Origin of the sequence: Pseudomonas sp. TH07 (genome assembly GCF_016651285.1) — a bacterium.
Classification (GTDB): domain Bacteria; phylum Pseudomonadota; class Gammaproteobacteria; order Pseudomonadales; family Pseudomonadaceae; genus Aquipseudomonas.
Genome location: NZ_JAEKED010000001.1, coordinates 5,023,651 through 5,050,584, shown reverse-complemented (window position 1 = coordinate 5,050,584; position 26,934 = coordinate 5,023,651). Strand labels below are relative to the sequence as shown.

At 64.2% G+C, this 26,934-nt stretch carries 20 protein-coding genes; 6 read left to right on the top strand and 14 right to left on the bottom strand.

Annotation, left to right across the window (positions count from 1 at the left end; translation table 11 throughout):
• Positions 1 to 702 carry a response regulator transcription factor gene (locus tag JFU57_RS23100; RefSeq protein ID WP_020298020.1) on the bottom strand — a complete coding sequence of 234 codons (702 nt, stop codon included), beginning with the start codon at positions 700 to 702 and terminating at the stop codon, positions 1 to 3.
• 180 nt (positions 703 to 882) lie between these two features.
• Here JFU57_RS23100 and JFU57_RS23095 point away from each other — a divergent pair, with 180 nt between their 5' ends.
• Both JFU57_RS23095 and JFU57_RS23090 read left to right on the top strand, forming a co-directional pair.
• Positions 883 to 2,037, top strand: a complete 1,155-nt coding sequence (locus JFU57_RS23095) for an efflux RND transporter periplasmic adaptor subunit (RefSeq protein WP_201130885.1) — start codon at positions 883 to 885, stop codon at positions 2,035 to 2,037.
• A gap of 12 nt (positions 2,038 to 2,049) precedes the next feature.
• On the top strand, positions 2,050 to 5,148 hold the full coding sequence (locus JFU57_RS23090; protein WP_201130884.1) for an efflux RND transporter permease subunit: 3,099 nt from the start codon (positions 2,050 to 2,052) through the stop codon (positions 5,146 to 5,148).
• A gap of 95 nt (positions 5,149 to 5,243) precedes the next feature.
• On the opposite strand, the gene JFU57_RS23085 is transcribed toward JFU57_RS23090, so the two are convergent.
• From JFU57_RS23085 to JFU57_RS23040, 10 genes are all read right to left on the bottom strand, one after another.
• Positions 5,244 to 6,947 carry an AMP-binding protein gene (locus tag JFU57_RS23085; protein WP_201130883.1) on the bottom strand — a complete coding sequence of 568 codons (1,704 nt, stop codon included), beginning with the start codon at positions 6,945 to 6,947 and terminating at the stop codon, positions 5,244 to 5,246.
• A gap of 16 nt (positions 6,948 to 6,963) precedes the next feature.
• On the bottom strand, positions 6,964 to 8,262 hold the full coding sequence (locus tag JFU57_RS23080) for an acetyl-CoA C-acetyltransferase (RefSeq protein ID WP_201130882.1): 1,299 nt from the start codon (positions 8,260 to 8,262) through the stop codon (positions 6,964 to 6,966).
• A complete protein-coding gene (locus JFU57_RS23075; protein ID WP_201130881.1) occupies positions 8,259 to 9,152 on the bottom strand; it encodes a MaoC family dehydratase in 894 nt (297 codons plus the stop codon). The genes JFU57_RS23080 and JFU57_RS23075 overlap by 4 nt, the downstream gene beginning before the upstream one ends.
• A 3-nt stretch (positions 9,153 to 9,155) precedes the next feature.
• On the bottom strand, positions 9,156 to 10,508 hold the full coding sequence (locus JFU57_RS23070) for a 3-oxoacyl-ACP reductase (RefSeq protein ID WP_078472253.1): 1,353 nt from the start codon (positions 10,506 to 10,508) through the stop codon (positions 9,156 to 9,158).
• Positions 10,509 to 10,538: 30 nt separating this feature from the next.
• Positions 10,539 to 13,088, bottom strand: coding sequence for an acyl-CoA dehydrogenase (locus JFU57_RS23065; protein WP_201130880.1), 2,550 nt, complete (start codon positions 13,086 to 13,088; stop codon positions 10,539 to 10,541).
• A 278-nt stretch (positions 13,089 to 13,366) separates the two neighbouring features.
• Positions 13,367 to 14,791, bottom strand: coding sequence for an outer membrane protein transport protein (locus JFU57_RS23060; RefSeq protein ID WP_078472251.1), 1,425 nt, complete (start codon positions 14,789 to 14,791; stop codon positions 13,367 to 13,369).
• A gap of 94 nt (positions 14,792 to 14,885) precedes the next feature.
• Entirely contained in the window at positions 14,886 to 15,413 is a 528-nt protein-coding gene (gene praB / locus JFU57_RS23055) for an alkane oxidation protein activator PraB (RefSeq protein ID WP_020298029.1), read from the bottom strand.
• A gap of 129 nt (positions 15,414 to 15,542) precedes the next feature.
• Complete coding sequence (gene praA / locus JFU57_RS23050; RefSeq protein WP_078472250.1) at positions 15,543 to 16,034, bottom strand: alkane oxidation protein activator PraA; 492 nt, start codon at positions 16,032 to 16,034, stop codon at positions 15,543 to 15,545.
• A gap of 144 nt (positions 16,035 to 16,178) precedes the next feature.
• The gene (locus tag JFU57_RS23045) at positions 16,179 to 17,456 is read right to left on the bottom strand and encodes an alkane 1-monooxygenase (protein ID WP_078472249.1); all 1,278 of its coding nucleotides are present in this window, start codon (positions 17,454 to 17,456) and stop codon (positions 16,179 to 16,181) included.
• 290 nt (positions 17,457 to 17,746) lie between these two features.
• Positions 17,747 to 18,742 carry an alpha/beta fold hydrolase gene (locus JFU57_RS23040; protein ID WP_201130879.1) on the bottom strand — a complete coding sequence of 332 codons (996 nt, stop codon included), beginning with the start codon at positions 18,740 to 18,742 and terminating at the stop codon, positions 17,747 to 17,749.
• Between the two features lie 274 nt (positions 18,743 to 19,016).
• Here JFU57_RS23040 and JFU57_RS23035 point away from each other — a divergent pair, with 274 nt between their 5' ends.
• From JFU57_RS23035 to JFU57_RS23025, 3 genes are read left to right on the top strand one after another with little or no spacing between them, the layout of a single operon-like run.
• Positions 19,017 to 20,585 (top strand): flavin-containing monooxygenase, encoded by a 1,569-nt coding sequence (locus JFU57_RS23035; protein ID WP_201130878.1) that lies wholly within the window; start codon positions 19,017 to 19,019, stop codon positions 20,583 to 20,585.
• Positions 20,572 to 21,465, top strand: coding sequence for an SDR family NAD(P)-dependent oxidoreductase (locus JFU57_RS23030; RefSeq protein WP_201130877.1), 894 nt, complete (start codon positions 20,572 to 20,574; stop codon positions 21,463 to 21,465). Before JFU57_RS23035 ends, JFU57_RS23030 begins: the two co-directional genes overlap by 14 nt.
• A gap of 36 nt (positions 21,466 to 21,501) precedes the next feature.
• Positions 21,502 to 22,344 carry a metal-dependent hydrolase gene (locus JFU57_RS23025; RefSeq protein WP_201130876.1) on the top strand — a complete coding sequence of 281 codons (843 nt, stop codon included), beginning with the start codon at positions 21,502 to 21,504 and terminating at the stop codon, positions 22,342 to 22,344.
• 24 nt (positions 22,345 to 22,368) lie between these two features.
• On the opposite strand, the gene JFU57_RS23020 is transcribed toward JFU57_RS23025, so the two are convergent.
• From JFU57_RS23020 to JFU57_RS23010, 3 genes are all read right to left on the bottom strand, one after another.
• Positions 22,369 to 23,553 (bottom strand): MFS transporter, encoded by a 1,185-nt coding sequence (locus tag JFU57_RS23020; protein ID WP_201130875.1) that lies wholly within the window; start codon positions 23,551 to 23,553, stop codon positions 22,369 to 22,371.
• Between the two features lie 161 nt (positions 23,554 to 23,714).
• Entirely contained in the window at positions 23,715 to 24,296 is a 582-nt protein-coding gene (locus JFU57_RS23015; protein ID WP_201130874.1) for a TetR family transcriptional regulator, read from the bottom strand.
• 129 nt (positions 24,297 to 24,425) lie between these two features.
• Positions 24,426 to 25,496, bottom strand: coding sequence for a sigma-54 interaction domain-containing protein (locus JFU57_RS23010; protein ID WP_078472243.1), 1,071 nt, complete (start codon positions 25,494 to 25,496; stop codon positions 24,426 to 24,428).
• A gap of 346 nt (positions 25,497 to 25,842) precedes the next feature.
• Here JFU57_RS23010 and JFU57_RS23005 point away from each other — a divergent pair, with 346 nt between their 5' ends.
• Positions 25,843 to 26,922, top strand: a complete 1,080-nt coding sequence (locus JFU57_RS23005) for an ABC transporter substrate-binding protein (protein WP_201130873.1) — start codon at positions 25,843 to 25,845, stop codon at positions 26,920 to 26,922.
• Positions 26,923 to 26,934: the final 12 nt, after the last annotated feature.

The following is a 26,934-nucleotide window of genomic DNA, read 5'->3' as shown; positions in this document are numbered from 1 at the left end:
TCAGTATTCCCACTCGGAGCGGCTGAACAGGTAGCCCTTGCCCCATACGGTCTTGATCTTGCGCGCCTCGCCGGCGTGGTCGTCGAATTTGCGCCGCAGCTTGGAAATCGCCACGTCCACCGAGCGGTCGGTGCCGTTGAACTCGATGCCGCGCAAGCGTTGCAGGATCTGGTCGCGGCTCAGGACTTCGCCGGCATGCCGCGCCAGCACCACCAGCAGGTTGTATTCACCGCTGGACAGCTCCACCGGCTGCTCGCGCCAGGTCACGCTGCGCTCCGAAAGGTCGATGCACAGGTTGCCCATCAGGATCCGGTCGCTGGCGCTCTGAGGTTCGCTGAGGCTGCTGCGGCGCAACAGGGTACGTACCCGGGCCAGCAGGACCCGGGGTTCGCAGGGTTTGGTCACGTAGTCGTCGGCGCCCATTTCCAGGCCCAGCACCTGGTCGTGGCTGTCGTCACGGGCGGTGAGCATCAGGATCGGCAAGGTCGCCGAGTCGGAGCGCAACAGGCGACACACCTGCAAGCCGTCGAGCCCGGGCAGCATCAGGTCGAGAATCACCAGGTCCGGCGGGCTGACCCGCGCCCGTTCGCGCACCTGGTCACCGCGGCTGATCACGTTGACCTGGTAGCCGTTGCGCTCCAGGTAGCTGGCGATCAACTCCGACAGCGCGGTGTCGTCTTCGACCAGAAGAATATTGGGCATGGGGACGTCCAGAAATTGCCGACGAGCATGCGGCGAAAGTTCACGAGGGGCACAAAGGATATACAACCTCGGGCCCCAGCGCGTGCCCGCTTCACACTTTTTCACACAGCACCTACAGAGCTTCACAGCGCCCCTTGACCCTTGCCCTTAGCATGCCGGGGTCATTATTGGGGTATCAGCATGTCGAAAAACCTGTTTGCGCAACTTGGCCTGGTCGCCCTGGCCGTGACCCTGAGCGCCTGTGGCCCTTCCGCCGACAGTGAACAACAACCGCCAGCGGCCAAAGTCCGGGTTGAAACCATCGAGGCCCGGCCGCTGTCGATCAGCAGTGAGCTGAGCGGGCGGATTGCCGCGCCGCGCATCGCCGAGGTCCGCGCCCGGGTGGCCGGCGTGGTGCTGCAACGCACCTTCCGCGAGGGCAGTGACGTCAAGCAGGGCCAGGTGCTGTTCCGCATCGACCCGGCGCCGTTCAAGGCCGACCTCGACAGCGCCCTGGCCAGCCTGCGCAAGGCTGAAGCCAATGCGTTCCAGGCACGCTTGCAGGAACAGCGCTACGCCCAACTGGTCGACGACCAGGCCATCAGCGGCCAGGAGTACGACAACGCCCGGGCCAATGCCCGCCAGACCGCCGCTGAGGTCGCGGCCAATCAGGCGGCGGTGCAGCGGGCCCGGCTCAACCTGGGCTACGCCACCGTCACTGCGCCGATTTCCGGCCGCGTCGGCCGCGCCCTGGTGACTGAAGGCGCACTGGTCGGGCAGAACGAAACCACGCCCCTGGCGCTGATCCAGCAGTTGGACCCGATCCATGCCGACCTGACCCAATCGACCCGCGAACTCAATGACCTGCGCCGGGCCTTCCGTGCCGGGCAGTTGCAGCAGGTCGGCCAGGACCAGGCCAAGGCCACCCTGATCCAGGACGACGGCAGCCTCTACCCGCTGCCGGGCAAGCTGTTGTTCGCCGATATCAGCGTCGACCCCAGCACCGGGCAGATCATCCTGCGCAGTGAATTCCCCAACCCTGACCTTGACCTGCTGCCCGGCAGCTTCGTCCGGGTGCGCCTGGAACAGGCGGTGAACCAGCAAGGCATCAGCGTGCCGCAGCGGGCCATCCTGCGCGACAGCGCCGGCATCGCCCAGGTGCTGCTGCTGGACAGCGACCTGCGCGTCAGCCAGCACCCGGTGCAACTGGGCCAGGTGCAGCAGGACCGCTGGATCGTCACCCAGGGCTTGAAGCCCGGTGACCGCATTGTGGTTGAAGGCCTGCAACACGCCCGCCCCGGCGAGCAGGTACAGATCGACGACAGCCCTCTCCCCCTCGCCCAGGCTGCTCAGTAGGTAGGAACCCCCATGCCGCAATTCTTTATCGACCGTCCGGTATTCGCCTGGGTGGTCGCGATGTTCATCCTGCTGGCCGGTGCCCTGGCCATTCCGCAATTGCCGGTGGCGCAATACCCCAACGTCGCCCCGCCACAGGTGGAAATTTACGCCACCTACCCCGGCGCCTCGGCCCAGACCCTGGACGAAAGCGTGGTCAGCCTGATCGAACAGGAACTCAACGGCGCCGATCACCTGCTGTATTTCGAATCCCAGAGCAGCCTCGGCAGCGCCACCATCACCGCCACCTTCCAGCCCGGGACCAACCCGGAGATGGCCCAGGTCGACGTGCAGAACCGGCTCAAGGCGGTCGAGCCACGCCTGCCCCAGGCCGTGACCCAGCAAGGCCTGCAGGTGGAAAAGGTTTCGGCGGGCTTTCTGCTGCTGATCACCCTGACCTCCAGCGACGGACGCCTGGATGACGTGGCCCTGAGCGACTACCTGGCGCGCAACGTGATGAACGAGATCCGCCGCCTGGATGGCGTCGGCAAAGCGCAGCTTTATGGGTCCGAACGGGCGATGCGCATCTGGGTCGACCCGCAGAAACTGATCGGCTTCAACCTGACCCCGGCCGATGTCAGCGCCGCCATCGCCGCGCAGAATGCCCAGGTCTCGGCCGGCAGCATTGGTGACCTGCCGACCCGCTCGACCCAGGAAATCACCGCCTCGATCCTGGTCAAGGGCCAGCTGTCGACGCCCCAGGAGTTCGCCGACATCGTACTGCGGGCCAATCAGGACGGTTCTACCGTGCGCATCGGCGATGTGGCACGGGTCGAGATCGGCAGCCAGGAGTATCAGTTTTCCACGCGCCTGAACGGCAAGCCGTCGACTGCGGTCAGCGTGCAGCTGTCTCCCGGGGCCAATGCCCTGAGCACCGCGACCCGGGTGCGGGCGAAAATGGACGAACTGGCGCGCTACTTCCCGGCCGGCGTGGAATACAAGATCCCCTATGACACCTCGCCCTTCGTCAAGGTCTCGATCACCAAAGTAGTCTACACCCTGGTCGAAGCCATGGTGCTGGTGTTCGCGGTGATGTTCCTGTTCCTGCAGAACATCCGCTACACCCTGATCCCGACCCTGGTAGTGCCCGTGGCGCTGATGGGCACCTTTGCCACCATGTTGCTGCTGGGTTTCTCGATCAACGTGCTGACCATGTTCGGCATGGTGCTGGCCATCGGCATCCTGGTGGATGACGCCATTGTGGTGGTGGAGAACGTCGAACGGATCATGGCCAACGAGGGCCTGTCGCCCAAGGAGGCCACGCGCAAGGCCATGCAGCAGATCACCGGGGCCATTGTCGGCATCACCCTGGTGCTGGTGGCAGTGTTTATCCCCATGGCGTTCATGCCGGGTTCGGTGGGGGTGATCTATCAGCAGTTCTCGCTGTCGATGGCGACCTCGATCCTGTTCTCGGCCTTTCTCGCTCTGACCCTGACCCCGGCGCTGTGCGCGACCCTGCTCAAACCCCTGGCCAAGGGCGAGCACCACGAAAAACGTGGTTTCTTCGGCTGGTTCAACCGCCGCTTTGAACGCCTGAGCGAGGGTTACCAGAGCTGGGTGGTGCACGCGCTGAAACGCAGCGGACGCTACCTGCTGGTGTATGGCGTGCTACTGGTGGGCCTGGGGCTGCTGTTCAGCCGCCTGCCCTCCTCGTTCCTGCCGGTGGAAGACCAGGGCTACACCATCACCGATATCCAGTTGCCACCCGGCGCCAGCAAGAACCGCACGGTGCAGGTGGTGGAACAGATCGAAGCGCACAACGCCGGTGAACCCGGGATTGGCGACAGCACGGTGATCCTCGGCTTCAGCTTCTCCGGCAGCGGGCAGAACGCGGCGCTGGCCTTTACCACCCTCAAGGACTGGTCGTCCCGGGGCAGCGACGATTCGGCGATGTCGATTGCCGATCGGGCCAACGCGGCCCTCAGCGAGATCAAGGACGCGGTGGCCTACGCCGTGTTGCCGCCGCCCATCGACGGCCTGGGCACCTCCAGCGGCTTCGAGTTCCGCTTGCAGGACCGCGGCGGCCTGGGGCATGCGACGTTGATGGCAGCGCGCAGCGAGTTGCTGGCGGCGGCGGAAAAAAGCCCGATCCTGACCAACGTCCGCGAAAGCGCACTGGCCGAAGCGCCTCAGGTGCAATTGGAGGTGGACCGCAAGCAGGCCAACGCCCTGGGCATTTCCTTTGCCGATATCGGCAACGTGCTGTCCACGGCCATTGGTTCGGCCTATATCAATGACTTCCCCAACCAGGGCCGCATGCAGCGGGTGGTGGTCCAGGCCGAAGGCGATCAGCGCAGCCAGGTTGCCGACCTGATGAAGATCCACGTGCGCAACAACGCCGGGAAGATGGTGCCGCTGTCGGCGTTCGTCCGCGCGCACTGGGTCCAGGGCCCGGCGCAGTTGACCCGCTACAACGGCTACCCGGCGATCAGCATTTCCGGCGAACCGGCCCCGGGCCACAGCACCGGCGAAGCCATGGCCGAAATACAGCGCCTGGTGGAGCAACTGCCGACCGGGTTGGGCCAGGAGTGGACCGGGCTGTCGCTGCAGGAACGCCTGTCGGGCAGCCAGGCGCCGATGCTCCTGGGGCTGTCGCTGTTGATCGTGTTCCTGTGCCTGGCGGCGCTGTATGAAAGCTGGTCGATCCCGACGTCGGTGCTGCTGGTGGTGCCACTGGGGGTGCTGGGCGCGGTGTTGGCGGTGTCCTTGCGCGGCATGCCCAATGATGTGTTCTTCAAGGTCGGGCTGATCACCATCATTGGCCTGTCGGCGAAGAACGCGATCCTGATCATCGAGTTCGCCAAGAGCCTGTACGACGAAGGCCACGACCTGGTGGATGCCACGGTGCAAGCGGCGCGCCTGCGGCTGCGGCCGATTGTCATGACCTCCCTGGCGTTTATCCTCGGCGTGGTGCCCCTGGCCATCGCCACCGGCGCCAGCTCGGCAAGCCAGCAAGCCATCGGCACCGGGGTGATCGGCGGCATGATCACCGCGACCCTGGCGGTGATTTTCGTGCCAGTGTTCTTTGTGGTGGTGATGAAACTGGTGGGGCGCCGCAAAACCGACGATTGAGCGGGTCATGGGCACGCCGCAGGCACACCTGGTGCCTTGCGGCGGTCTTGAGGGCCAGCGTCCGAACGCGGCCCGAGCCTGCGACAGCGCCCCCCCTAGCGCAGGGCTCTACGCAGCACCTTGCCCACCGTGGTCTTGGGCAACTCTTCGGTGCGGAACTCGACGAAACGCGGCACCTTGTAGCCCGTGAGGTATTCGCGGCAGTGGGCCAGCAGCTGTTCCTGGGTCAGGTTGGGGTCTTTGCGCACCACGAAGATCTTCACTTTCTCGCCGCTTACCCCGTCCTCGACGCCGATCGCCGCCACTTCGGCCACTCCCGGGTGCAGTGCAACCACGTCTTCGATCTCGTTGGGGTAGACGTTGAAACCCGAGACCAGAATCATGTCTTTCTTGCGGTCCACCAGGCGGATGAACCCCTGCTCGTTCATCACCCCGATGTCACCGGTGGACAGCCAGCCATGGCGGTCCAGGACTTTGGCGGTTTCATCCGGGCGCTGCCAGTAGCCCTTCATCACCTGGGGCCCGCGCACCTGCAATTCGCCCTCCTCGCCAAGGTCCGCCAGTTCACCGTCTTCACGCACGAACCGCACCCAGGTCGACGGCAGCGGTACGCCGATGGTGCCGGTGAAATCCCCCTCGCGCATGCGCGCAATGTCGATCGGGCTAATGCTCACCACCGGCGAACACTCGGTCAGGCCGTAACCTTCGATGATCGGCACCCCGGTCACCTCTTTCCAGCGCCGGGCCACCGCCGTATGGGTCGCCATGCCGCCGGCGATTGCCAGTTTCAGCCCGGAAAAATCCCGGCCGCGAAACTCCTCGTTTTCCAGCAGACCGTTGAACAGGGTGTTGACCCCGACAATGCCGCTGAACTTCTCTTTGCGCAGGATCATCTGCACCCGCTTCACGTCCCGGGGGTTGGCGATCAGGATATTGCGCCCGCCCAGGCACATGAACATCAGGCAGTTCACCGTCAGCGACAGCACGTGGTACAGCGGCAACAGGGTGACGTTGGTTTCCTGCTGGTTCTCGTCCAGCTGATTGCCGACCCAGGCCTTGGCCTGCATCAGGTTGGCCAGGATATTGCGATGGGTCAGCATCGCGCCCTTGGCATCGCCGGTGGTGCCGCCGGTGTACTGCAAAAAGGCGATGTCGTCGTGCTTGAGCGCAACCGGTTGATGGCTGAGCACGCTGGCCAGTTTCATCATCTGCGGGAAGCGGATCGACCCCGGCAGGTTGAAGCGCGGCACCTGTTTCTGCACGTGGCGCAGGGCAAAGTTCAGCGCCGCGCCCTTGAAGGTGCCCAGCAGGTCGCCAATGGCGGCAACCACGATGTTTTTCAGGCGGCTGCCGGGCAGCGCCTGCTCCAGGGTGTGGGCGAAGTTTTCAAAGATGACCACGGTCTCGGCGCCGCTGTCTTTGAGGAGGTGCCTGAGTTCATGGGCGGTGTACAGCGGGTTGACGTTGACCACCACCGCCCCCACCAACAGGGTGCCGAACAGGCAGATCGGGTATTGCAGGCAGTTGGGCATCATCAGCGCCACCCGGTCGCCCTTCTTCACCCCCTTCGATTGCAGCCAGGCGGCGAAGGCAAAGACCCTTTTCTCCCACTGGTCATAGCCCATCTCGGTGCCGATGCTGACGTAAGCCACGCGCTGGCGGTATTTCTCCACATGCTCCAGGAACACTTCCCGCAGCGACGGGTAGCGGTCGATCTCGGCTTCGATATCGGTCGGCACGCCCGGCAGATAAGCGTTCAACCAGATGCGTTCAGCGGGGTGCAGGCTTACGACACTCATGGCAGTCTCCTTGTTGTTATTTTTCGACGATGGCGGTAACACCCAGCCCGCCTGCTGCACAGATGGATATCAGGCCTCGGCCGCCACCGCGCTCGGCGATGGCCTTGGCCAGGGTCGCCAGTTGCCGCCCACCGGTGGCGGCAAACGGATGACCGCAACCCAGGGAGCCGCCGTTGACGTTGAGCTTGCTGCGCTCGATGCTGCCCAGGGGCGCCTCCAGCCCGAGCTGGTCACGGCAATAGTCGGGGTCTTCCCAGGCCTTGAGGGTGCACAGCACCTGGGCCGCGAAGGCTTCGTGAATCTCGTAGAAATCAAAGTCCTGCAGGCTCAGGCCTTCCCGGGCCAGCATGCGCGGCACGGCATAGGCCGGGGCCATCAGCAAGCCCTCGGAGCCGTCGACAAAGTTCACCGCCGCCGTCTCCCCGGTGCGCAGGTAGGCCAGCACCGGCAGGTTGTGCGCCGCCGCCCACGCTTCACTGGCCAGCAGCACCACCGAGGCGCCATCGGTCAGGGGCGTCGAATTGCCGGCGGTCAGGGTGCCGTTCTGGCGGTCGTAGGCCGGGCTCAGGCCGGCAAGCTTTTCCAGGCTGGCATCGGCCCGCAGGTTATTGTCCCGGGCCAGGCCACGGTAGGGGGTGATCAGGTCATTGAAGAAACCACGCTGATAGGCCGCCTCCAACTGCCGATGGCTGTTCAGGGTCAGTTCGTCCTGGGCCAGGCGCTTGATCTGCCAGCGCTTGGCCATTTCTTCGCAGTGCTCGCCCATGGACAGCCCGGTGCGCGGTTCGCCATTGCGCGGCAGCAGGGGTTTGAAAAACATCGCCGGCCGCACCTTGAGCAGGGTCCGCAGCTTGTTGCCAGCGCCCTTGGCCCGATTAGCCTGGAGCAGCGTGCGGCGCATGGATTCATTGATCCCGATCGGCGCATCGGAGGTGGTATCGGCACCGCCGGCGACCCCGACTTCGATCTGCCCCAGGGCGATCTTGTTGGCCACCAGCAACGCCGCCTCCAGCCCGGTGCCACAGGCCTGCTGCACGTCGTAGGCCGGGGTTTGCGCGGACAGAGTGGTGGACAGCAGGGTCTCGCGCGCCAGGTTGAAGTCCCGGGAATGCTTGATCACCGCCCCCGCGGCAAACTCCCCCAGGCGCTGCCCTTGCAGGCCGTAGCGATCCACCAGGCCCTGCAGGGCTGCTACCAGCAGGTCCTGGTTGCTGTCGTTGGCGTACACCGTGTTCGAGCGGGCGAATGGAATCCGATTGCCTCCCAGGATCGCCACCCGACGCACCGGCGCCGGGTTGAAACTGTATTCACTCATTGCCCCGCTCCCCAAATAAACAGCCCGCGCATGTGCGGCTTGTCGCCCGCCTGGTTGCGCACTTCAAACTCATGCCGCGATCCGCTTGACGGCGCGTTCCACAAGGTCACCGCCGCCGGCAGGAAAATCGGCAGCTTGAACTCGCACTCCAACTGCGCCGCCTCCAGCGCCTGGGGCGGTTGCTGCGCCGCCAGGGCCCGGCCCAGGGTCCACATGCCATGGGCGATGGGCCGCCGAAAACCGAACAGGCGTGCCCCCAGCCAGGAGGTGTGGATCGGGTTGAAGTCACCGCTGACCTTGGCGAAGCGCCGCCCAAGGTCCGCCGGCAATGTCCAGCGCTGAGTGCGGCGCAATGCTTCCGGCGCCAGTGCCAGGGCGCCTTGCCAGGGCTCGCCCACCGGCGCCACCACCCCGCGGCGCAGGTACAGGCTATCGCCCTCCCAGACCAGGCTGCCGTTGCTGTAGCCACGGGTGGCGATGGACAGTGCCTGGCCCTTGGGGTGCGCCAGCCAGCGTTCGGCGAAGACTTCCAGGCGCAGGGCCTGGCCTTCTTCCAGGGGCTGGTACTGCCGAATGCGATTGGCCAGGTGCACCATGCCGCTGGCCGGGTAGGCAAAGCTTGGGCGGGTCAGCAGCAACAGGTGCAGGGGAAAGGCCAGGGTGTGGGGAAACGACAGCGGCACCCCATGCTCGCGACGAAAGCCGCAGGCCTGGGCGTAGCGCGCCACCTCTGCGGCCTGCAGCTCCACCGCCGGGCGCACCAGGCGCTCGGTGGGCAACGGCGGCGCAGCGTCCGGCTTGGGCTTGCGCAGGCTGCGCAGACCGTCGTAAAGCAATTGGCCCCGGGACGGCAGGGGCTCGATGATACGAATGGCAGAGTCGACAGTCATGGCTCAGGCTCCCAGCAGGCTTTGGCCGCAGACGCGGACTACCTGACCATTGATCCCGCCCGAGGCCGGATGGGCCAGCCAGGCGATGGTCTGTGCCACATCCACCGCTTGCCCACCCTGGGACAGTGAGTTCATGCGGCGCCCGGCCTCGCGGATCAGCAACGGGATCTTGGCGGTCATCTGGGTCTCGATAAACCCCGGCGCCACGCCATTGACCGTGACCTGCTGCCGCGCCGCCAAAGGCGCCAGGCTTTGCACCAGGCCAATCACCCCGGCCTTGGACGTGGCGTAGTTGGTCTGCCCGAGGTTGCCGGCGATCCCGGAGATCGACGACACACAGACAATCCGCCCCCCCGGGTTCAGGCCCTGGCCCTCCAGCAGCGCCTGGCTCAGCAGCAGCGGCGCCTCCAGATTGACCGCCAGCACCTGGCGCCAGGCCGCCTCGGTCATCTTAGCCAGGGTCTTGTCCTGGGTGATGCCGGCGTTGTGCACCACGATGTCGAACGCCCCATGCTCACCGACAAACCCCAGCAACTGGCTGCCAGCCTCGGCGGCGGTGATGTCCAGGGCCAGCGCGCTGCCCTCCACCGCGGTCGCCGCCTGCTGCAAGGCTGCTGCGTTCTGCGGGATATCCAGGCACACCACGTGCGCGCCCTCGCCTGCCAGCACCTGGGCGATGGCCAGGCCAATGCCGCGACTGGCTCCGGTCACCAGCGCCCGGCGTCCGGCCAGGGGCTGGTCCCAGGCGATGGGCTTGGGCACGTCCACCGGTTCGGCGATCCGCACCACCTGCCCCGAAACGTAGGCCGAACGTCGCGACAAAAAGAACCGCAGGCTGCTGTCCAGCTCGGCCTCGGCCCCCGGTTCCACATACAGCAACTGCACAGTAATCGCCCGGCGCAGCTCCTTGCCCAGGGAACGCACAAAACCTTCCAGGGCCCGTTGCACCACGGCCTGCGCCAGTTCCTTGCACTGCTCGGGCGGCGTGCCCAGCACCAGCACCCGGCCATGGGCACCAAGGCGCCGCACATTGGCATGGAAGAAGCGATACAGCTCATCCAGCTGGGCGATATCGCGCAGGCCGCTGGCATCGAATACCGCGCCCTGGACCTTGACCGTGGACGGCGCCTTGATGCTCGCCGCCTGGGCCGCCACGGTATCGGTGGCGGCGAAGATCCGTTGCAGCTCGCCCAGCAACCGGCCCTCGGACCCGCTGGCGAGAATCACCGGGTTGACCAGATTGCCGCCCTGCCCCTCGCGCTGGCGTTGCAGGGCCAAGGGTTGCGGCAGGCCCGCGGTTTGCGCGAGCCGGCGCCCCCAAGGGGAATTGACGAACGAAAGATAACCGTCAGACATGGAGAAACCCCGTTAAAAAACCGAAAAACCTCAAGAGAGCGCGTCGCTCGACACCGCCGAACCTTCACTGCTGGCCACCCGACGCCGGGACGTGGCCTTGCCAGCCTGGTCGAAGTGCGCCTGGCGCTGCTGCAAGGCTTCGAGCAGTCCGAAGTCCTGCGGGAAGTCATCGACCTGGATCGCATGGTCGCCGTACTCGACATAGCGCCCGAGCAGTTCGTCCTCGTCGCTGCTGATCAGTTGCGCCTCCAGGGCCTTGGCACGCCAGATGACAAACGCCTCACGGGAGATCGGCAGCGGTGCCAGGCTGCCCTGCTTGATCAGCGGCTTGAGCCGGGCCTCGATCAGGTCGACCTGGGGTTGCAAGCGGAACGCCAGTTCGCCGTAGGCCAGCTTGTCGATATCGGCCTGGGGAATGTAGGAGTCGGCCAGCAGGCGGTCGCGGGTTGCCCCCGGGATCTGCACCAGCTCGGCAACCTGGGCCAGCAGCCGGTCGGACGGTTTGCGCTGGGGAATCCCCAACGGAAAGCTCAAGCCCCGAATCACCCGGGCCGCAGCCTTGGACGGGTAATTGTCGAGCACCTCGGCCAGGGCTTCATGGGCCCGGAGCAAGGCATCCTGGGCCGCCCAATGCACCAGCGGCAGGTCGGCCTGGGGCCGGCCATCGTCTTCGAAGCGCTTCAAGACGCAGGACAGGATGTACAGCTGGGAAAGAATGTCCCCCAGGCGCCCGGTGATGCTTTCCTTGCGCTTGAGGGCGCCGCCCAGCACGCCCATGGAAATATCCGAGGCCAGGGCCAGCACCACCGACAGCCGATTGATCTGCCGGTAGTAAGGGGCCAGGGCCTTGTCGGTATTGCCCGGTGCCTTGAGCAGGCGCCCGCCGGTCAAGCCGTGCACACCGGCGCGCACGCTGTTGGCGATAAAGAAGCTGATGTGGCCGAACATCGCGCTGTCAAAGGCTTCCAGCCCTTGGCGACCGGGATCCCGGGCGGCTTCCATTTCACGGAACACATAGGGATGGCAACGGATCAGGCCCTGGCCATAGATGATCAGGCAGCGGGTCATGATGTTCGCGCCCTCCACGGTGATCGCAATCGGGCTCTGCTGGTAGGCGCGGGCCAGGAAGTTATTGGGCCCCATGCAAATGCCCTTGCCGGCGACGATGTCCATACCGTCGTTGACGATGATTCGCGCGCGCTCAGTGACGTGGTACTTGGCGATGGCCGAGATCACCGAGGGTTTTTCCCCGGCATCCAGGGACGCCACCGAGACCTTGCGCACCGCATCGCAGGCATACAGATGCCCGGCCATGCGTGCCAGCGGCGCCTGCACCCCTTCGAACTTGCCGATGGGCAGGCCGAACTGCTTGCGCATCGCCGCATAGGCGGTGGTGCCGCGCACCGCGACCTTGCCCAGGCCGACGTTGGCCGATGGCAGGGAAATCGCCCGCCCGGCCGCCAGGCACTCCATCAACATGCGCCAGCCGTTGCCGACCTGGTCGGCGCCGCCGATCACCCATTCCAGGGGGATAAACACATCCTTGCCCTGGGTCGGGCCGTTCTGGAACACCGCGTTCAACGGCCAGTGCCGACGCCCGCTCTGCACCCCGGGGTGACTGGTAGGGATCAGCGCGCAGGTAATGCCCAGGCTGCCCTTCTTGCCCAGCAGGCCGTCCGGGTCTTCGGCGCGGAAAGCCAGGCCCAGCACCGTGGCAATCGGTCCCAGGGTGATGTAGCGCTTGTCCCAGGTGACGCTGAAACCCAGGACTTCCTGGCCTTCATGCAGGCCCTTGCAGACAATCCCCAGATCGGGAATCGCCCCGGCATCGGAACCGGCGTAGGGGCTGGTCAGGGCAAAGCACGGGATGTCTTCGCCCCGGGCCAGACGCGGCAGGTAGTGCTGGCGCTGGGCTTCGGTGCCGTAGTGCAGCAGCAATTCGGCGGGGCCCAGGGAGTTGGGCACCATCACCGAGATCGCCGCCGCCGAGCAACGGGTCGAAAGCTTCATCACCACCTGGGAATGGGCGTAATGGGAGAAGCCCTTGCCGCCGTATTGCTTGGGAATGATCATCCCCAGGAAGCCGGCGTCCTTGGTGTATTGCCAGGCCTGGGGCGACAGGTCCTGCCAGATCTGGGTGGTCTCCCAGTCGTTGGCGATGTCGCACAGCTTCTCCACTTCTGTGTCGAGGAACGCCTGCTCCTCGACACTCAGCGCCGCCGGTGCGGCCTGCAGCAGGCGCTCCCAGCGCGGCGTGCCGCTAAACAGCTCGGCATCCCACCAGACACTGCCGGACTCGATGGCCGCACGCTCGGTCTCGGACATCGCCGGCATGATCTCCCGGAACAGGCCCAGGGCCTTGCGCGTCAGCAGGGTGCGGCGCAGGGGTTTGAGGCTGAGGATCGCCGCCGGCACGACCACCAGCAGCGCCCCCAGGATCAGGCCCAACGAAGCCGCCAGGTCAAACAGATAACCGGCCGCCAGCCAGACCAGGCCAACACCCAGCCACATGGCCGCAGCCGCCTGCCGATAGGCCAGTGTGAGCGCCGCAGCGAGTCCCACCAATAACCAGACAATCATGGAATACCTCTCTTGGTTCGTGCAGACAACCCGCGGAAACCTGGGCGTTGTGCCGGCTTCTCGAAGATCACCCTACAAAGGATAGATAGACGTTTCAAATTTTATTTTTAAATATTTATTTAGTGTTTTGGCGAAATGATAACGGCCGAACAACGTCAGCCTCGGGCGTGCAAAGAGTTGATCAGAAATGGGTCGCCAGTGCCTTTTCAGGCTACGGCAATACAGGCAACCCTGTACCGCCGCATGCCCATGCACCGGGGTGGATCAGAGGGTGGCGATCAGAAGTTGTAGGTGGCAGACACGCTGACCACTTCACCCTTCGCGTCCACCTTGCCGTCGAGCCGCGAGCCGCCAAGGCGGTCCTGATTCACGGTTTTGATCCGGGCTTCCTTGACGAATTGCCGCGAGTACGCGCCATCGATCACCAGCCCCGGAATCGCCTTGATGTCATAACCAAACCCCAGGGACGTGAACCAGCGATCGTTGTCGGGAATACGTGGGTCGCGGGTGGAATTGCGGGTCGGGGTCTCATCGAATGCCACACCGGCACGCAAGGTCAGTTGGTCGGTGAACCGGTAGTCGCCCCCAAGGGAGTACATCATGCTGTCTTTGTAGTTGTAGGGGATCGCGATGATGGTGGCGCCGTTGGACTTGAGCGTCAGGTCCTTGAACGACGACCACTGGGTCCAGGTCGCACTGGCGCCCAAGGTCAAGCGATCGTTGAACACGTGCACCCAGTCCAGGCCGGCGGTAGCCGGTACATCCAGCTGGGTTTCGGCATTGGCACCGTCCGGATACAACTTGAGCCCCGGATAGGCCAGCTCGATCAGCGTGTTGCCGTTGTTGTCGGTATCGGTCATGAAGCTGCGGCCGATCGCATCGGCGCGGATGTTGTACTTACCCTCCATCTTGTTCTTGATCTTGGCGTGGTAATTCAGGCCAAGGGTGTCTTGCTCGGTGGGCTTCCAGGTAACGCCGGTAAACCAGCCGACCGAGGTGTTGTCCACCTTGACTCGCATCAGGTTGGCGCCCACGCCGGAAGGTGCCCCGGGCAGAATCGACATCCCCGCCGCGCCAGAGACGTTGAGGTTCTGGCTGACGAAGCCCTTGCTGTGCTGGACGATGGCGCCCAGGCCGAGGGAGAACTGATCGTTGACCTTGAATGACAAGGACCCGGTCAAACCCACCGTCTCGATTTTGGTGTCGACCGCGAAGTCGCGGCCCTTCCAGCCTTCATCCCAGGTGCTGCGCATACCCAGCGGCACAACCTGGCTGAGACCGAACGCAAAGCGATCGTTGATTGGCATCACCAGGAAGCCCGTCGGCAGCCAGGCCGTAAACCCGCCCTCGCCGCCGTCACCCGAGAGAGGCGTCGAGTTGCCAAAGTCGTCTACCGGCGCGGTGGATGCCGGGTTGCCTAGATAGTCGTAGGCATCGCCTTTGTATTTGAGATTGATCCGCGCGTAGTCCACCGTCATCTGCGCCACGTTGTGGTCGATGAACGCCATGGCCGCCGGGTTGTTGAAGGCGGCACTGGGGTCATTCTTGAACAGGGAGCCGCCGCCGAAGGCGCGACCCCATCCCGGTGCACCGTAAGTGGGGGTAGAAAAGCCGCCGGCCTGAGCCTGACTGCCGACTGCCATGCAACCCGCTACCAAGGCCAGCCCCAAAAGCGCCTGTGCCTGTTGTTTCTTATTATTCATGCCCCACTCCTTATTATTCTTGAGCACTGCTTATCCGACCTGGACAAACGCCCGGTTACGGGCGTTTGCCTTGCAACATTGATCAATCGAATGCTTACGGGTTGGTGACACTCAACTTCGGCGCAGTGGCCGACAGCGACACGATTGTGCAGTTGCCGGTCAGGCCGATATTGCTTCCGGAAAGGGTCTTGGTGCTCTCATTCCAGGTCACCGCGATGGTGTTAGGCCCGCAGTTGGTGGAAGGGAACGACGCGATGGTGTAACCCACGTTGGTCACGGTGCCGTTGGTCAGCGACGAGGCAGTCAGCACCCAGCCCGGCGACGGAATGTTTTTCAGCACAGGCAATGCACAGAGGCCGCCACCGGTCAGGCTCGCGCCGTTGATGGTGGCAATCCCGCCCGACACGTTGCCGGTAAAGGTGATGCCGCAGGTGACAGGGGCTTGCAGCGACGATGGCGACTTGACCACGATCTGCCCGGCCGAAGTCGAGAATGGACCGTCCACCGGACCGGTTGGAGCGTCTGGATCCTTGATGATGATGCTCGCGGCACTGGCCATGGATGCAGCGCCCAGGCAAACAGCGATAGCAGCAGCAGAAACGAGGGTTTTGATGCCTTTCATTGTTATTTTTCCTCACATGTATGGCGATTCATTTCGCCGGGTTAATGGCCTCGGGTGAGACAACACGGAGTACAACGACAGCGACCGAGCTTCCCTTTCAGCCAAATCTCAAATTCTGTGGGTCAGTGTTCAGGGCACGACGCGAAAGGTCGGCGGCATCTGGATCGACACGGTCTTGATGGTGCAGCCGCCGTCCAGCGCCACCTGGGACGCCTGGAGCTTGCCGCTGCTGTTGTTCCAGCTGCCTTCGGCGGTGGTCGGGCCGCAATCGCCGCCCACAAGGGGCGCATTGACGGTGACCTGGATCCCGGACATGGCGCCGCTGGTCTCATCCTTGGCCACCAGCTTCCAGGGCAGATGGGTGGCCTCGACCTGGCCGCACTTGAAGCCGCCGCTGAAGCCGACCTTCTCCACGCTGGCAAAGGCGCCGTCGGGGCTGACCTTGCCGCTGACTTCAATGGTGCAATCGGCGTTGATGATGCTTTTGGCGAAACTGATGGGGCCCTTGGCCGTGAAATCGCTGCCGGCGGGTTCGATCCGCGCGGCTTGCGCCTGGCTGTAGGCAACCAGGCCGAACGCGGCCAGTACCAGAGGGGCAGCCAATTTGGCGGTGATCAGCATGATGAGGTCCTTCCCTTTATTTATTGTTGTTGAGGGCAAGCCACTTTCTTCAAACTTCAGGGCGCTCGAAATCGACGAATCCGGGGCGATGAAAACCTGCGCGATACGTTGATCCCGAGTGTCCGTAACAACCGTTCAATTCATTTAAAAGGTGCTGCTGTTGCCGTACCTGGCGAGTATTTTCGAGCGTTTGGAGGGCTGGATATTGGCCAGCAGCACATCGCCGCCGTAGTGCTTGAGCACCCGATGATCCATGCGCCGGCGCCACAGGTAAGGCACGTAGGCCCAGACGATCATGCTCGCGTAGCCATAGGGCAGTTGCGGCGACTCATCGAAGTGGCGCAGGGATTGGTAACTGCGGGTCGGGTTGGCGTGGTGATCGGAGTGGCGCTGGAGTTGGAACAGAAAGATGTTGGTGACAATCCGATTGCTGTTCCAGGAGTGGCGCGGCGAACAGCGCTCATAACGACCGTTGGGCAACTTTTGGCGTTGCAGGCCGTAATGCTCGACATAGTTGACCACTTCCAACAGCGAGAAGCCGTAGATGCCCTGGATAATCAGGAATGGCAGCACCGCCCACCCCAGCCAGGCAATCATCGCGCCCCACAACACCAGGCTGTAGCACCAGGCGCTGAGCACGCCGTTCTTCCAGTGCCACACCGACAGGCCCTGCTTGCTCAGGCGTTCCCGTTCCAGGTGCCAGGCCGAGCGGGCACTGAACCATACCGAGCGTGGCAGGAAGGACCAGAAGCTCTCCCCCAGGCGCGAACTGGCCGGATCTTCGGGGGTGGCGACCCGCACGTGATGCCCCCGGTTATGTTCGGTATAGAAGTGGCCGTAGAAGGTCGGCGCCAGGGTGATCTTGGCCAGCACCACCTCCAGCAGACGCGGCTTGTGCCCCAGCTCATGGGCCGTGTTGATGGCGATGCCGGTGGCGGCGCCGGTGGACATGGCCATGCCCAGGTAAGTGAACCAACTGACCGCGCCATGGACCTGCACGCGCTCGGTGAGGTAACCCGCCGCGCTGGCCAGGAAGCTGTCCGGTGCCAGTGACGCCGTGGCCTGCAACAGGCCCCCGGCGATGATCCAATCGATGCCCCCCGCCGCCAGCCAGCCGGTGATCACCACTGAGGAAATCACCAACAGCACCCCGGTGTAGACGATCCAGCGGTAATAGCTTTGTGCTTCCAGGCCGCCGACGGCCGACTCCGGTGGGTTACTGACGTCTTCGCCGAGCAGGCCGTCGATCAGCGGGATCAGGCCGAAGATCACCAACACGCCCACCCACCACAGTTCCTGCACGCCGCTGACAATCGCCAGGGATCCAGAAAGCAGAGGGGTGGCCAGGGGCATGATGCCGAGCCACCACAGATGGCGCTTGCTGTCAGTCCAGACGCCAGGTGCTGCTACAGTGGAATTCATGGCAGCCTCCGCAGGGTCAGGGCCGCGCGGGGCGAACGTGGGATCGACGCACAGGCGCCGTGGACAGCGGTGCAGCGAGAAATACAAGATGCGTCAAAAGGCGTTATTTTCATTATTTTAATCGCTCAATTGCACTTTCAAAAAAAACATTCAAAACATTTTTTTAAAAAAATAGCCCGGGTTCATTAGCTCGTCAACTATTTTCTTGGATCCATTTTGAATGTTGCCAACGCTGCGAATGTGCAGCGTGCCGCCAAGGCCGTCCGGGGCGTAAACCACCCCGAACCACCCTAGCCTGCCTGGTTCATGGCAAAGGGCGGATGCAGCAGCGTCGCCTTCCGTTGCGGCCTGGCTTGGGCTGCGACCCGATGCACCATGGCTGCAACGCGCTCCACCGCCGTGATCGGCAACATGTGCCCGGCGCCTTCGACAATATCGATCATGATTCCCGGCACCCGGCCTGCCATGGCCTGGCCATGCTTGCGGTAATCCAGTACCTGATCGGCGGATCCATAGACCAGCCCCACCGGCAGGTCGAGGCTCGGGTAATGCTTGAGCATGTTGGGTAACGAGCGGTTGACCAGGGCAATCTCGCTGGAGGCGGCATAGAAGTTGTCCGGGCGCATGCCCAGCAGCCCGCCGCCGCGTTCGGCGAAATCCGCCGGTGGCGCATCGGGGGCGAACACCGCCTTGACCAGGCTATGGCGCGTGAGCATCGCCAGGGGTGTGGCCAGGGTCAGCGAGACCCAGCGCCGCACAAAGCCCGGGCGTACCGCCAATGACAGAAACACCAGGGGCAGCATCCGCTGCGGATGGGTCAAGGGCGCCACCAGTACCAGCCCGGACACCGATTGCGGATGGTCCTGGGCCAGTGCCAGGGCCACCGCGCCGCCCAGGGAATGGCCGAGGATCAGCGGCTGTCCGAGGTCCAGGGCGCGAATGAATTTGGCAATCAGGCTGGCCTGGGCCGGCAGATCGGCGGCCGCGCCCCGGGCGCGGGTCGAGTAGCCCGAGCCCGGGCGATCGATGGTGATCACCCGGAACTGCTCCCGCAGCCGCGGCGACAGTGAATGGGTCAGGTTGCGACCACAACCTGAAAGCCCGTGGATCATCAGTAGCGCCGGGCCCTTGCCTTCATCCACGTAATGCAGGCGCTCGCCACCGACCTCCAGAAAGCGCCCGTCGATCGGCACCGCGGTCTCGATTCGGCGGGTGATGCGAAAACTGATCACCCACAGCCCGACACTCACCACCCCCAGCAGCACAACAGCCACAAGCCATTCCATAACGTGCGCCCCCTCGGCTTCCCTGCGCCATGCCCCCGGACCGGAATTGATCCTGATGACGGCGATCCCCCTGCCCCGGGCCTGCTGTCCGTTTTCAGGCCATCGCAGCCGCTGCGATGAATCCCTTGTTGGGTACAGGCCACTGGCGTCGGTGAATTTTTCAGGTACATTATTTAAATTATTTTTTAAAACATAAATTTTAATTATGCAATGCTGAGATTTCATCCACCGACGAAAGTCACCCTCAGGCGTCACCACAATCGAGGTACACACCATGAATGCGTACTCGCCGCCCCAGGATTGGGAAACCGTTGACATCGCGATCATCGGCTCCGGATTCGCCGGGCTGTGCATGGCCATCAAACTCAAGCAGGCAGGCCTTGCCGACTTCTTTATTGCCGAACAGGCCGACGCCCTCGGGGGCACCTGGCGCGACAATCACTACCCGGGCTGCGCCTGCGACGTGCAATCCCATGTCTATTCGTTTTCCTTTGCGCCCAACCCGAACTGGAGCCGCCAGTTCGCGCCCCAGGCGGAAATCCGCGCCTACCTCGAAGACTGCGCGCAACGCTTTGGCCTGACCCCGCACCTGCGGCTGGGCATGGGTTTGCAGCGCGCCACCTTCGATGAACAGCGCCAGCGCTGGGCGCTGCACTTCAGCAACGGCCGCCGGGTCAGTGCGCGGGTGCTGGTGTCGGGCATGGGCGGCCTGTCGCGCCCGGCCATCCCGCAGATCCCGGGCCTGGAGTCATTCCAGGGCCAGCGCTTTCACTCCCAGCACTGGGACCACCAGTACCCGCTGCAGGGCAAGCGCGTGGCGGTGATCGGCACCGGGGCCAGCGCCATTCAGTTCGTGCCGCAGATTGCGCCGCAGGTGGCGCAGCTCGCGTTGTTCCAGCGCACCCCGCCGTGGATCCTGCCCAAGCCTGATCGCGCGCTGTCGCCCGCCGAACGCTGGGCATTCAAGCACCTGCCGTGGACCCAGAAACTGGTGCGTTCGGCCATCTACTGGGCCCTGGAAAGCCGGGTCATTGCCTTCGCCCATCGCCCCAGGCTGATGCGCCTGGTGCAGCGCATGGCCCTGCGCCATCTGCGGCGCCAGGTCGCCGACCCGGCCCTGCGCCGCAGCCTGACGCCCGACTACACCATCGGCTGCAAGCGCATCCTGATCTCCAACGACTATTACCCGGCGCTGTCACGCCGCAACGTGCAGGTGGTGACCCAGGACATTGCCCGGGTCGAAGCCGATGGCGTGGTGACCACCGAAGGGGTCAAACACCCGGCCGACTGCATCATCTTCGGTACCGGTTTCCAGGCCACCGAGCCCCTGCCCCGCGGCTTGCTGATCGGCCGTGGCGGGGTCGACATCATGGACAGCTGGGCCAACGGCGCCCACGCCTACCTCGGCACTTGCGTGCCGCAGTTCCCCAATCTGTTCATGATCATCGGGCCCAATACCGGGCTGGGGCACAACTCGATGATTCTGATGATCGAGGCCCAGGTCGAGTACATCCTCAAGGCCCTGGCGCAGATGCGCAGCCAGAGCCTGGCCACGCTGGAGGTCAAGGCCGGGGTCGAGAGCCTCTACAACGCGCGCTTGCAGCAGCAACTCAAGGGCGCGATCTGGTCCACCGGCGGCTGCCGCAGCTGGTACCTGGACCCGCGCACCGGCCACAACACCACGCTGTGGCCGGGGTCGACCTGGCGCTTTCGCCAGGCCACCGCCAGCTTCGAACTCAAGGACTACCTGAACGCCGGCGCCCGGCACGACGCCCACCCGGCACCCCAGCACGCGCCCAGCCACTCCCACCTGCACGAGGCCGCCACCGATGAAAAACTTTAACGGCAAAGTCGCCGCCATCACTGGGGCCGCGTCCGGCATGGGCCGCGCATTGGCGATCAACCTGGCGCGTGAAGGCTGCCACCTGGCGCTGTCGGATAAAAATGCCCAGGGTCTGGCCCACACCGTGGAGCTGGCCCGAGCCGCCACCCTGCTGCCGCTGCGCATCACGGCCCAGGAACTGGACGTCGGCGACCGTGCGGCGATGTTCGCCTGGGCCGCCCACAGCGCCGCCGAGCATGGGCAGGTGCACCTGGTGTTCAACAACGCCGGGGTGGCGCTGTCGAGCACGGTGGAAGGGTCGAGCCTGGCTGACCTGGAGTGGATCGTCGACGTCAATTTCTGGGGCGTGGTGCATGGCACCCAGGCCTTTCTGCCCTACCTCAAGCAAGCCGGCGAAGGCCACATCGTCAACACTTCCAGCGTCTTCGGGTTGTTTTCCCAGCCGGGGATGAGCGCCTACAACGCCACCAAGTTCGCAGTGCGCGGCTTCACCGAATCCCTGCGCCAGGAGCTGGACATGCAGGCCAACGGCGTGTCCGCCACCTGCGTCTACCCCGGCGGGATCCGCACCGATATCGCCCGTTCCAGCCGGATCACCGACAACCTCAAGGGTTTTCTGATCGACAGCGAGCAGCAGGCCCGGGAGGACTTCGAAAAACTCTTCATCACCTCTGCCGAGCAGGCGGCCAAGGTGATTCTGCATGGGGTGCGCAAGAACAGGCGTCGGGTGCTGATCGGCCGCGACGCGCGTTTTCTCGACCTGTTCGTGCGCCTGCTGCCCAGCGCCTATCAGACGTTGCTGGTGTTCGCCACCCGGCGCCTGGTGGCGCACCGACGCAAGCACCAGGTCTACCAGGCCAATAACGAACGCGGCCTGTGAGCCGCCCGACCCTTACTGTCTAGAGGAGCGCCAGCCATGCTGCCCATCCGCCGCGACATCCAGCCTGAACTGCCCGCCGACCGCGCCTGCGACTGGCATGAACAAGGCAGCCACGTCACCCAATTCTTCAATGCGCTTTCATTGCTGTTTCCCGCCGGCGAGCTGTTTTTCATGGACAGCGTGCGCCATTACCGCGGGCAGATTCACGACCCGCTGTTGAAACAGCAGATCCAGGGTTTTATCGGCCAGGAAGCCATGCACAGCCGCGAGCACCTGCGCTACAACGACCTGTTGCAGGCGGCCGGGCTGCCGGCACACAAGCTCGACCAACGCCTGCGGGCAATCCTCGACTTCCAGAAAAAACACTTCCCGGCCTCGTTCAACCTGGCGGTGACCGTGGCCCTGGAGCATTACACGGCGATCCTCGCCGACCTGTTGCTGCGCGACCCGACGCGCTTCGGCAACTCGGTCGAAGGCTACCGGCAGATGTGGATGTGGCACGCGCTGGAGGAAACCGAACACAAGGCGGTGTCCTACGACGTCTGGAACACCGTGCTCAAGCCCGGGCCCAAGCGCTACCTGATCCGCACCTCGAGCATGCTGTTCACCACCCTGATGTTCTGGCTGGTGGTGTTTGATTTTCACCTGCGCATGCTGATCGCCGACCGCAAGCGTGGCGGCCATCTGCGCGGCCTGTGGCGGGTGATCAAGTACTTGTACGGCAGGCGCGGCGTGTTCCCGAATATCGCCCTGCCCTGGTTGCAGTTCTTCAAGCCGGGCTTTCACCCCTGGGATCACGACAACCGCGAGCTGCTGCAGGGCATCGATGGCCTGGTCGACGCCATCGCCCTGACCAAGGCCGGGGCCGGCAGCCAATAACCGGCGGCGGGCCTCGGCGTGGTATCAGCCGCAGCCCGCCAGGCGCTGCCCGGGCTTGAAGGCGTGGCTGCTGGCGACCCACACCGTGGCCAGGCCGACCACAGCCAGGGCGGCCATGGCCCAGGGGAAGGCCTGGGCGCCGGCACTGTTCAACAACAGGCCACCGACCACACCACCACCGGCGATTGCCAGGTTGAAGATGGTCACCAGCATCGACTGCGCCACGTCCGCGCCGTCACCCGCAGCGTCTGCCACGGCGGTTTGCAGCAGGGTCGGGGCACCGCCGAAGGTCAGGCCCCAGGCCGCTACCCCGAGGTAGATCACCAGCGGCTGGCCAGCGCCGATGCCCAGTACCAGCGCGGCCAGGGCAAATCCCGCCAGGCTGCACAGGGTCAGGACCCGTAGCCAGCGGTCGACCAGCAGGCCGGTCAGCCAGATGCCGACAATCGATGCCAGGCCGAACAGCAGCAACACCCGATCCAGATGCTCGCCCAGCCCCACCGTGGCCAGGAATGGCGCGATGTAGGTGTACAAAATGTTGTGGGCGAGCATCCAGACAAAGATCACCAACAGCGCCGAAGGAATGCCCCGGGTGAGGAAGATCCGCGCCACCGGCTGGCGCCGCGTCGCCGCCTGGCCAGCATAATCCGGCACTGCCACGCGCACCCAGAGCAACAGCAGCGCTGCCAGCGCCGACATGATCCAGAAAATGCTGCGCCACTCGATCATGCTGCCCAGCCAGGCCCCCAGTGGCACCCCCAGGCACAGGGCCAGCGGCTGACCGACCCCAACCACCGCCAGAGCCCGGCCTTGCAACGACTCCGGCACCATGCGCCGGGCATAACCGGCCAGCAGGCCCCAGATCAGCCCCGCGGCCATCCCGGCAATAAACCGCGCGGCCAGGGTCAGCGGGTAATAGGTCGACAGTGCGGTCAGGCTGTTGAACAGCAGCAAGCCGGCGATCGCCAGCAACAGCAGCGGCCTTCTGCGCCAGCTGCGAGTCGCCGCCACCAGGGGGATCGCCGCCGCCACCGAACCCAGGGCATACAGGCTGATCAACTGCCCGGCCATGGCCTGGGAAATACCGAGTCCTTGGCTGATCTGAGGCAGCAGGCCGGCGGGCATGGTCTCGGTCATGATGGTGATAAAGCCGGCTACGGTGAATGCCAGCAGGCGCCAACTCGGCAACCCGGGGTTAGGGGTGGGCATCGAAGACTCTCCTTTTTTGGGTGATAAAGGACCGATCGCCAGGCTCGATGAGCCTCGGCGAAGGGCCATGCATTTTATGGAATGATCATTCCAGAACAGGGCAAAATTTTTCACGGCGAAGCCCAGGCTTCAGCCCGTATAAAGTTTTATTTACTTAATAATCAAAGACTTTTCAGAACAACCTCAAGCACATTCGACAACCGCTCACGACGTTCATCGGCTGCACTGCCCTTGCCCAACACCCGCAGGCCTTGGACGGTACAGACCACAAAACTGGCCAGGGCCCGAGGGTTTTTATCGGGATCGATATCGCCCTGTTCCTGCCCTCGGCGTAACACCCGTTCCAGCGCGGCTTCGACCCGACGAAAGTTCTGCGCCACAAGTTCGGCCACCTCCGGATCCTGCCCCGCCACCTCCAGCGCGGCATTGGCCGCCAGGCATCCCAGGCGCTGCGTGTCGTCAAGTTCATCGTCGACGATGCGCAGCAGCAACTGGCGCACCAGCTCCTTTGCCGGTGCGTCCTGGGCCAACAGGGCGATATTGGCGTTGCTCCGTTCCTGATAGCGTTTGAGGGCGCAGGTGTACAACCCGTGCTTACTGTCAAACGCGTTGTACAGGCTGCTGCGGCTCAGGCCAGTGCCTTCCACCAGATCCTGGATCGAGGTCGCGGCATAACCGCGCTGCCAGAACACCTGCATCGCGGCATCGGCAATCTGCTCGGGGTCGAACTCCTTGGGGCGCACGGTAATCACCTGTACTGGAATGAACGTTCCACAAACTAGAGCAAGCCTCCCCAGCCGTCAATCATTGCGGGTAAAAAAACCGCCCTGCCTCGGCCTGGCGTCCAGGCCGGGCATCGGGCAGGTCGTTGGTTATTCGCCCGAGGCCGGGCGACTCAGTTCGCCGATTTTCTCCAGGCGCGCACGCACGATATTGCGGCTGATGTTGAGCAGGCGCCCGGTTTGCAGTTGGTTGCCGTGGCAGTAGCGGTAGGCGGCGCGAAAGATGGTTTCTTCGATGTGCTCGTAGAGGTCCGGAATGTTCTGCTCGAACAGGGCGTTAAGCGCGCTTTCGAGGTCCACCGGGCCGGCGATGGCGTGCACGGCCTGGGCCGCCTGATCCTGGCGAATGCCGGATGAACGCATGTCCACCAGGTGCAGGTCGGCTGGCGCCACCCGTTGGTTGCGGCACACCAGCAAGGCATGGTGAATGGCGTTTTCCAATTCACGGATGTTGCCTGGCCAGCTGTGCTCCAGCAGCTTGCGCTCAGCCTCGATGGTCAGCGTGGCGCGGTTGTAACCCAGGCGCTGGCAGTGCTCCTCGAGGAAAAACTCCGCCAGGGGCAGAATGTCCCCCGGGCGCTCGCGCAGCGGTGGCAGGCGGATGGTGGCGACGTGCAGGCGGTAGAACAGGTCTTCGCGGAAATGCCCGGCCACCACCGCGTCCGCCAGGTTGACGTTGGTCGCCGCCACCAGTCGCACATTGATCGGGATCGGCGTGCGTGACCCCAGGCGCACCACTTCCCGCTCCTGCAACACCCGCAGCAGCTTGACCTGCATGTTCAGCGGCAAATCGCCAATCTCATCGAGAAACAGCGTGCCGCCATTGGCCGCCTCGAACCAGCCGGCCTTGTGGGTGGTGGCGCCGGTAAAGGCGCCCTTTTCGTGGCCGAACAGCTCACTCTCCACCAGGCTCTCGGCGAACGCGCCGCAGTTCACGGCGACAAAGGGCTCGCGTCCGCGGCGGCTCAGGTGATGGATATGTCGGGCCACCAGCTCCTTGCCGGTACCGGTCTCGCCAATGATCAGGGTATTGGCCTCACTGGGGGCCAGGCGCTCGATGCGGCTGAGCAATTCCTGGGAGCGCGGGTCCTTGAACACCAGGACGGTGGCCCGCACCGACTTGGTCAATTCGCGAGCGTGGGGATGGGTGATCAGCGACATGGTGCATTCCTGGCAGTAAAAGCGCGGGCTCAATAGTGCACGAAGAAAGCTAGACCAAAAAATTATCAATTCGTATTTGTATATTCCATAAAGAGATATACCTGCCAGCCGCACACTCATTGCTGCTGGAGCAGCAACCGGCCAGCAGCCGCACTGTTCACAGATCAGCAACGCGGCCACCGCCCGTGCACCTGGTCGCACGCCCAAAGCCTTGGCGCACAAGGCCTGCAGGGCTTTTTCCAGGCGCTGGCATGCAATCTGCTCTCTCCCTTGCGACAGCCAACCTGCGGGTTCGGCAACTTGATGACCGACGCACTGGCGTCGGCCAGCCATTAAGGGGATTGCAATGAAAGGTTTCTGGCGCAACAGCCTGGCCGCCGCGGCCGCGCTGCTGGTGAGTGTCACGGCCCTGGCCGAAACGGCGCAGGCTCCGGCGTCGGTGAAGATCGCCATCGTCGCCTTTACCCAAGGCGGCAAACCGGTATTCGGCGGCATCGCCGGGCGGGTCATCGAGGATGGCTGGCTCGAACAACAGCTCAAGCAACGTGGGGTCAAGCTGGAGTGGATCGCCCTGCCCCATGCCGGCGCCGGCCCGCAGATCAACGAAGGCTTCAGCAACAACAGCATCGACTTTGCGGTACGCGGCGACCTGCCATCGGTGATCGCCGGTGCAGGCGGCGTGCCCGGCAAATTGATCGTGCCCGGCGGCAGTGGCAACAACATCTACCTGGTGGTACCCGCCAGCTCCACGGCCAATACCATCGAGGACCTCAAGGGCAAGCGCCTGGCCCTGCATCGCGGCCGGCCCTGGGAATTCGCCTTCAGCAATTTTCTGGCCAGCAAGGGCCTGAAGCTCGATGACTTCAAGATCGCCAACCTCAACCCGCAGGTCGGCGCCGCAGCCGTCGCCGCCGGCAAGGTCGATGCCGCGGTACTGCTCAATGAGGCCTATGCCCTGGAAGACAAAGGTGTGGGCAAGATCATCTGGTCGACCAAGCAAGGCGACAACGACTGGCGCCTGGTCTCCGACCTCTGGGGCACCGACCGTTTTATCGAACAGCACCCGGACCTGACCCAGTTGCTGGCCACGGCCTGGGTCAAGGCGGCCTGGTGGATCTCCCAGGAACAGAACCAGGACGCCTACTACCAGTTGTCGTCCCGCGCCGGCACCGCCGAAAGCGTGCTGCGCCGCGACGACCAGAACGACCCGGTGGCCTGGAAACAACGCTGGGCGCCCAAAAGCGATGCCCAGCTCAAGGCGCACTACCAGGCGCTGACCGCTTACGCCCTGGCCAACCAACTGATTCGCGACAACTACGACATCGGCCCGGCCCTGGCCACCGGCTACACCCGCCAGGCCCTGATCGACCTCAACCTCACCGACTACTGGCCGGCCCTGCGTGGCCCGGTCACGACCCAACCTTGATAGGGAAATCCC

Bases quoted from the DNA above. Each gene is read 5' to 3' on its own strand.
- JFU57_RS23100 (WP_020298020.1), bottom strand. From the start codon at position 702: ATGCCCAATATTCTTCTGGTCGAAGACGACACCGCGCTGTCGGAGTTG.
- JFU57_RS23095 (WP_201130885.1), top strand. From the start codon at position 883: ATGTCGAAAAACCTGTTTGCGCAACTTGGCCTGGTCGCCCTGGCCGTG.
- JFU57_RS23090 (WP_201130884.1), top strand. From the start codon at position 2,050: ATGCCGCAATTCTTTATCGACCGTCCGGTATTCGCCTGGGTGGTCGCG.
- JFU57_RS23085 (WP_201130883.1), bottom strand. From the start codon at position 6,947: ATGAGTGTCGTAAGCCTGCACCCCGCTGAACGCATCTGGTTGAACGCT.
- JFU57_RS23080 (WP_201130882.1), bottom strand. From the start codon at position 8,262: ATGAGTGAATACAGTTTCAACCCGGCGCCGGTGCGTCGGGTGGCGATC.
- JFU57_RS23075 (WP_201130881.1), bottom strand. From the start codon at position 9,152: ATGACTGTCGACTCTGCCATTCGTATCATCGAGCCCCTGCCGTCCCGG.
- JFU57_RS23070 (WP_078472253.1), bottom strand. From the start codon at position 10,508: ATGTCTGACGGTTATCTTTCGTTCGTCAATTCCCCTTGGGGGCGCCGG.
- JFU57_RS23065 (WP_201130880.1), bottom strand. From the start codon at position 13,088: ATGATTGTCTGGTTATTGGTGGGACTCGCTGCGGCGCTCACACTGGCC.
- JFU57_RS23060 (WP_078472251.1), bottom strand. From the start codon at position 14,791: ATGAATAATAAGAAACAACAGGCACAGGCGCTTTTGGGGCTGGCCTTG.
- praB (WP_020298029.1), bottom strand. From the start codon at position 15,413: ATGAAAGGCATCAAAACCCTCGTTTCTGCTGCTGCTATCGCTGTTTGC.
- praA (WP_078472250.1), bottom strand. From the start codon at position 16,034: ATGCTGATCACCGCCAAATTGGCTGCCCCTCTGGTACTGGCCGCGTTC.
- JFU57_RS23045 (WP_078472249.1), bottom strand. From the start codon at position 17,456: ATGAATTCCACTGTAGCAGCACCTGGCGTCTGGACTGACAGCAAGCGC.
- JFU57_RS23040 (WP_201130879.1), bottom strand. From the start codon at position 18,742: ATGGAATGGCTTGTGGCTGTTGTGCTGCTGGGGGTGGTGAGTGTCGGG.
- JFU57_RS23035 (WP_201130878.1), top strand. From the start codon at position 19,017: ATGAATGCGTACTCGCCGCCCCAGGATTGGGAAACCGTTGACATCGCG.
- JFU57_RS23030 (WP_201130877.1), top strand. From the start codon at position 20,572: ATGAAAAACTTTAACGGCAAAGTCGCCGCCATCACTGGGGCCGCGTCC.
- JFU57_RS23025 (WP_201130876.1), top strand. From the start codon at position 21,502: ATGCTGCCCATCCGCCGCGACATCCAGCCTGAACTGCCCGCCGACCGC.
- JFU57_RS23020 (WP_201130875.1), bottom strand. From the start codon at position 23,553: ATGCCCACCCCTAACCCCGGGTTGCCGAGTTGGCGCCTGCTGGCATTC.
- JFU57_RS23010 (WP_078472243.1), bottom strand. From the start codon at position 25,496: ATGTCGCTGATCACCCATCCCCACGCTCGCGAATTGACCAAGTCGGTG.
- JFU57_RS23005 (WP_201130873.1), top strand. From the start codon at position 25,843: ATGAAAGGTTTCTGGCGCAACAGCCTGGCCGCCGCGGCCGCGCTGCTG.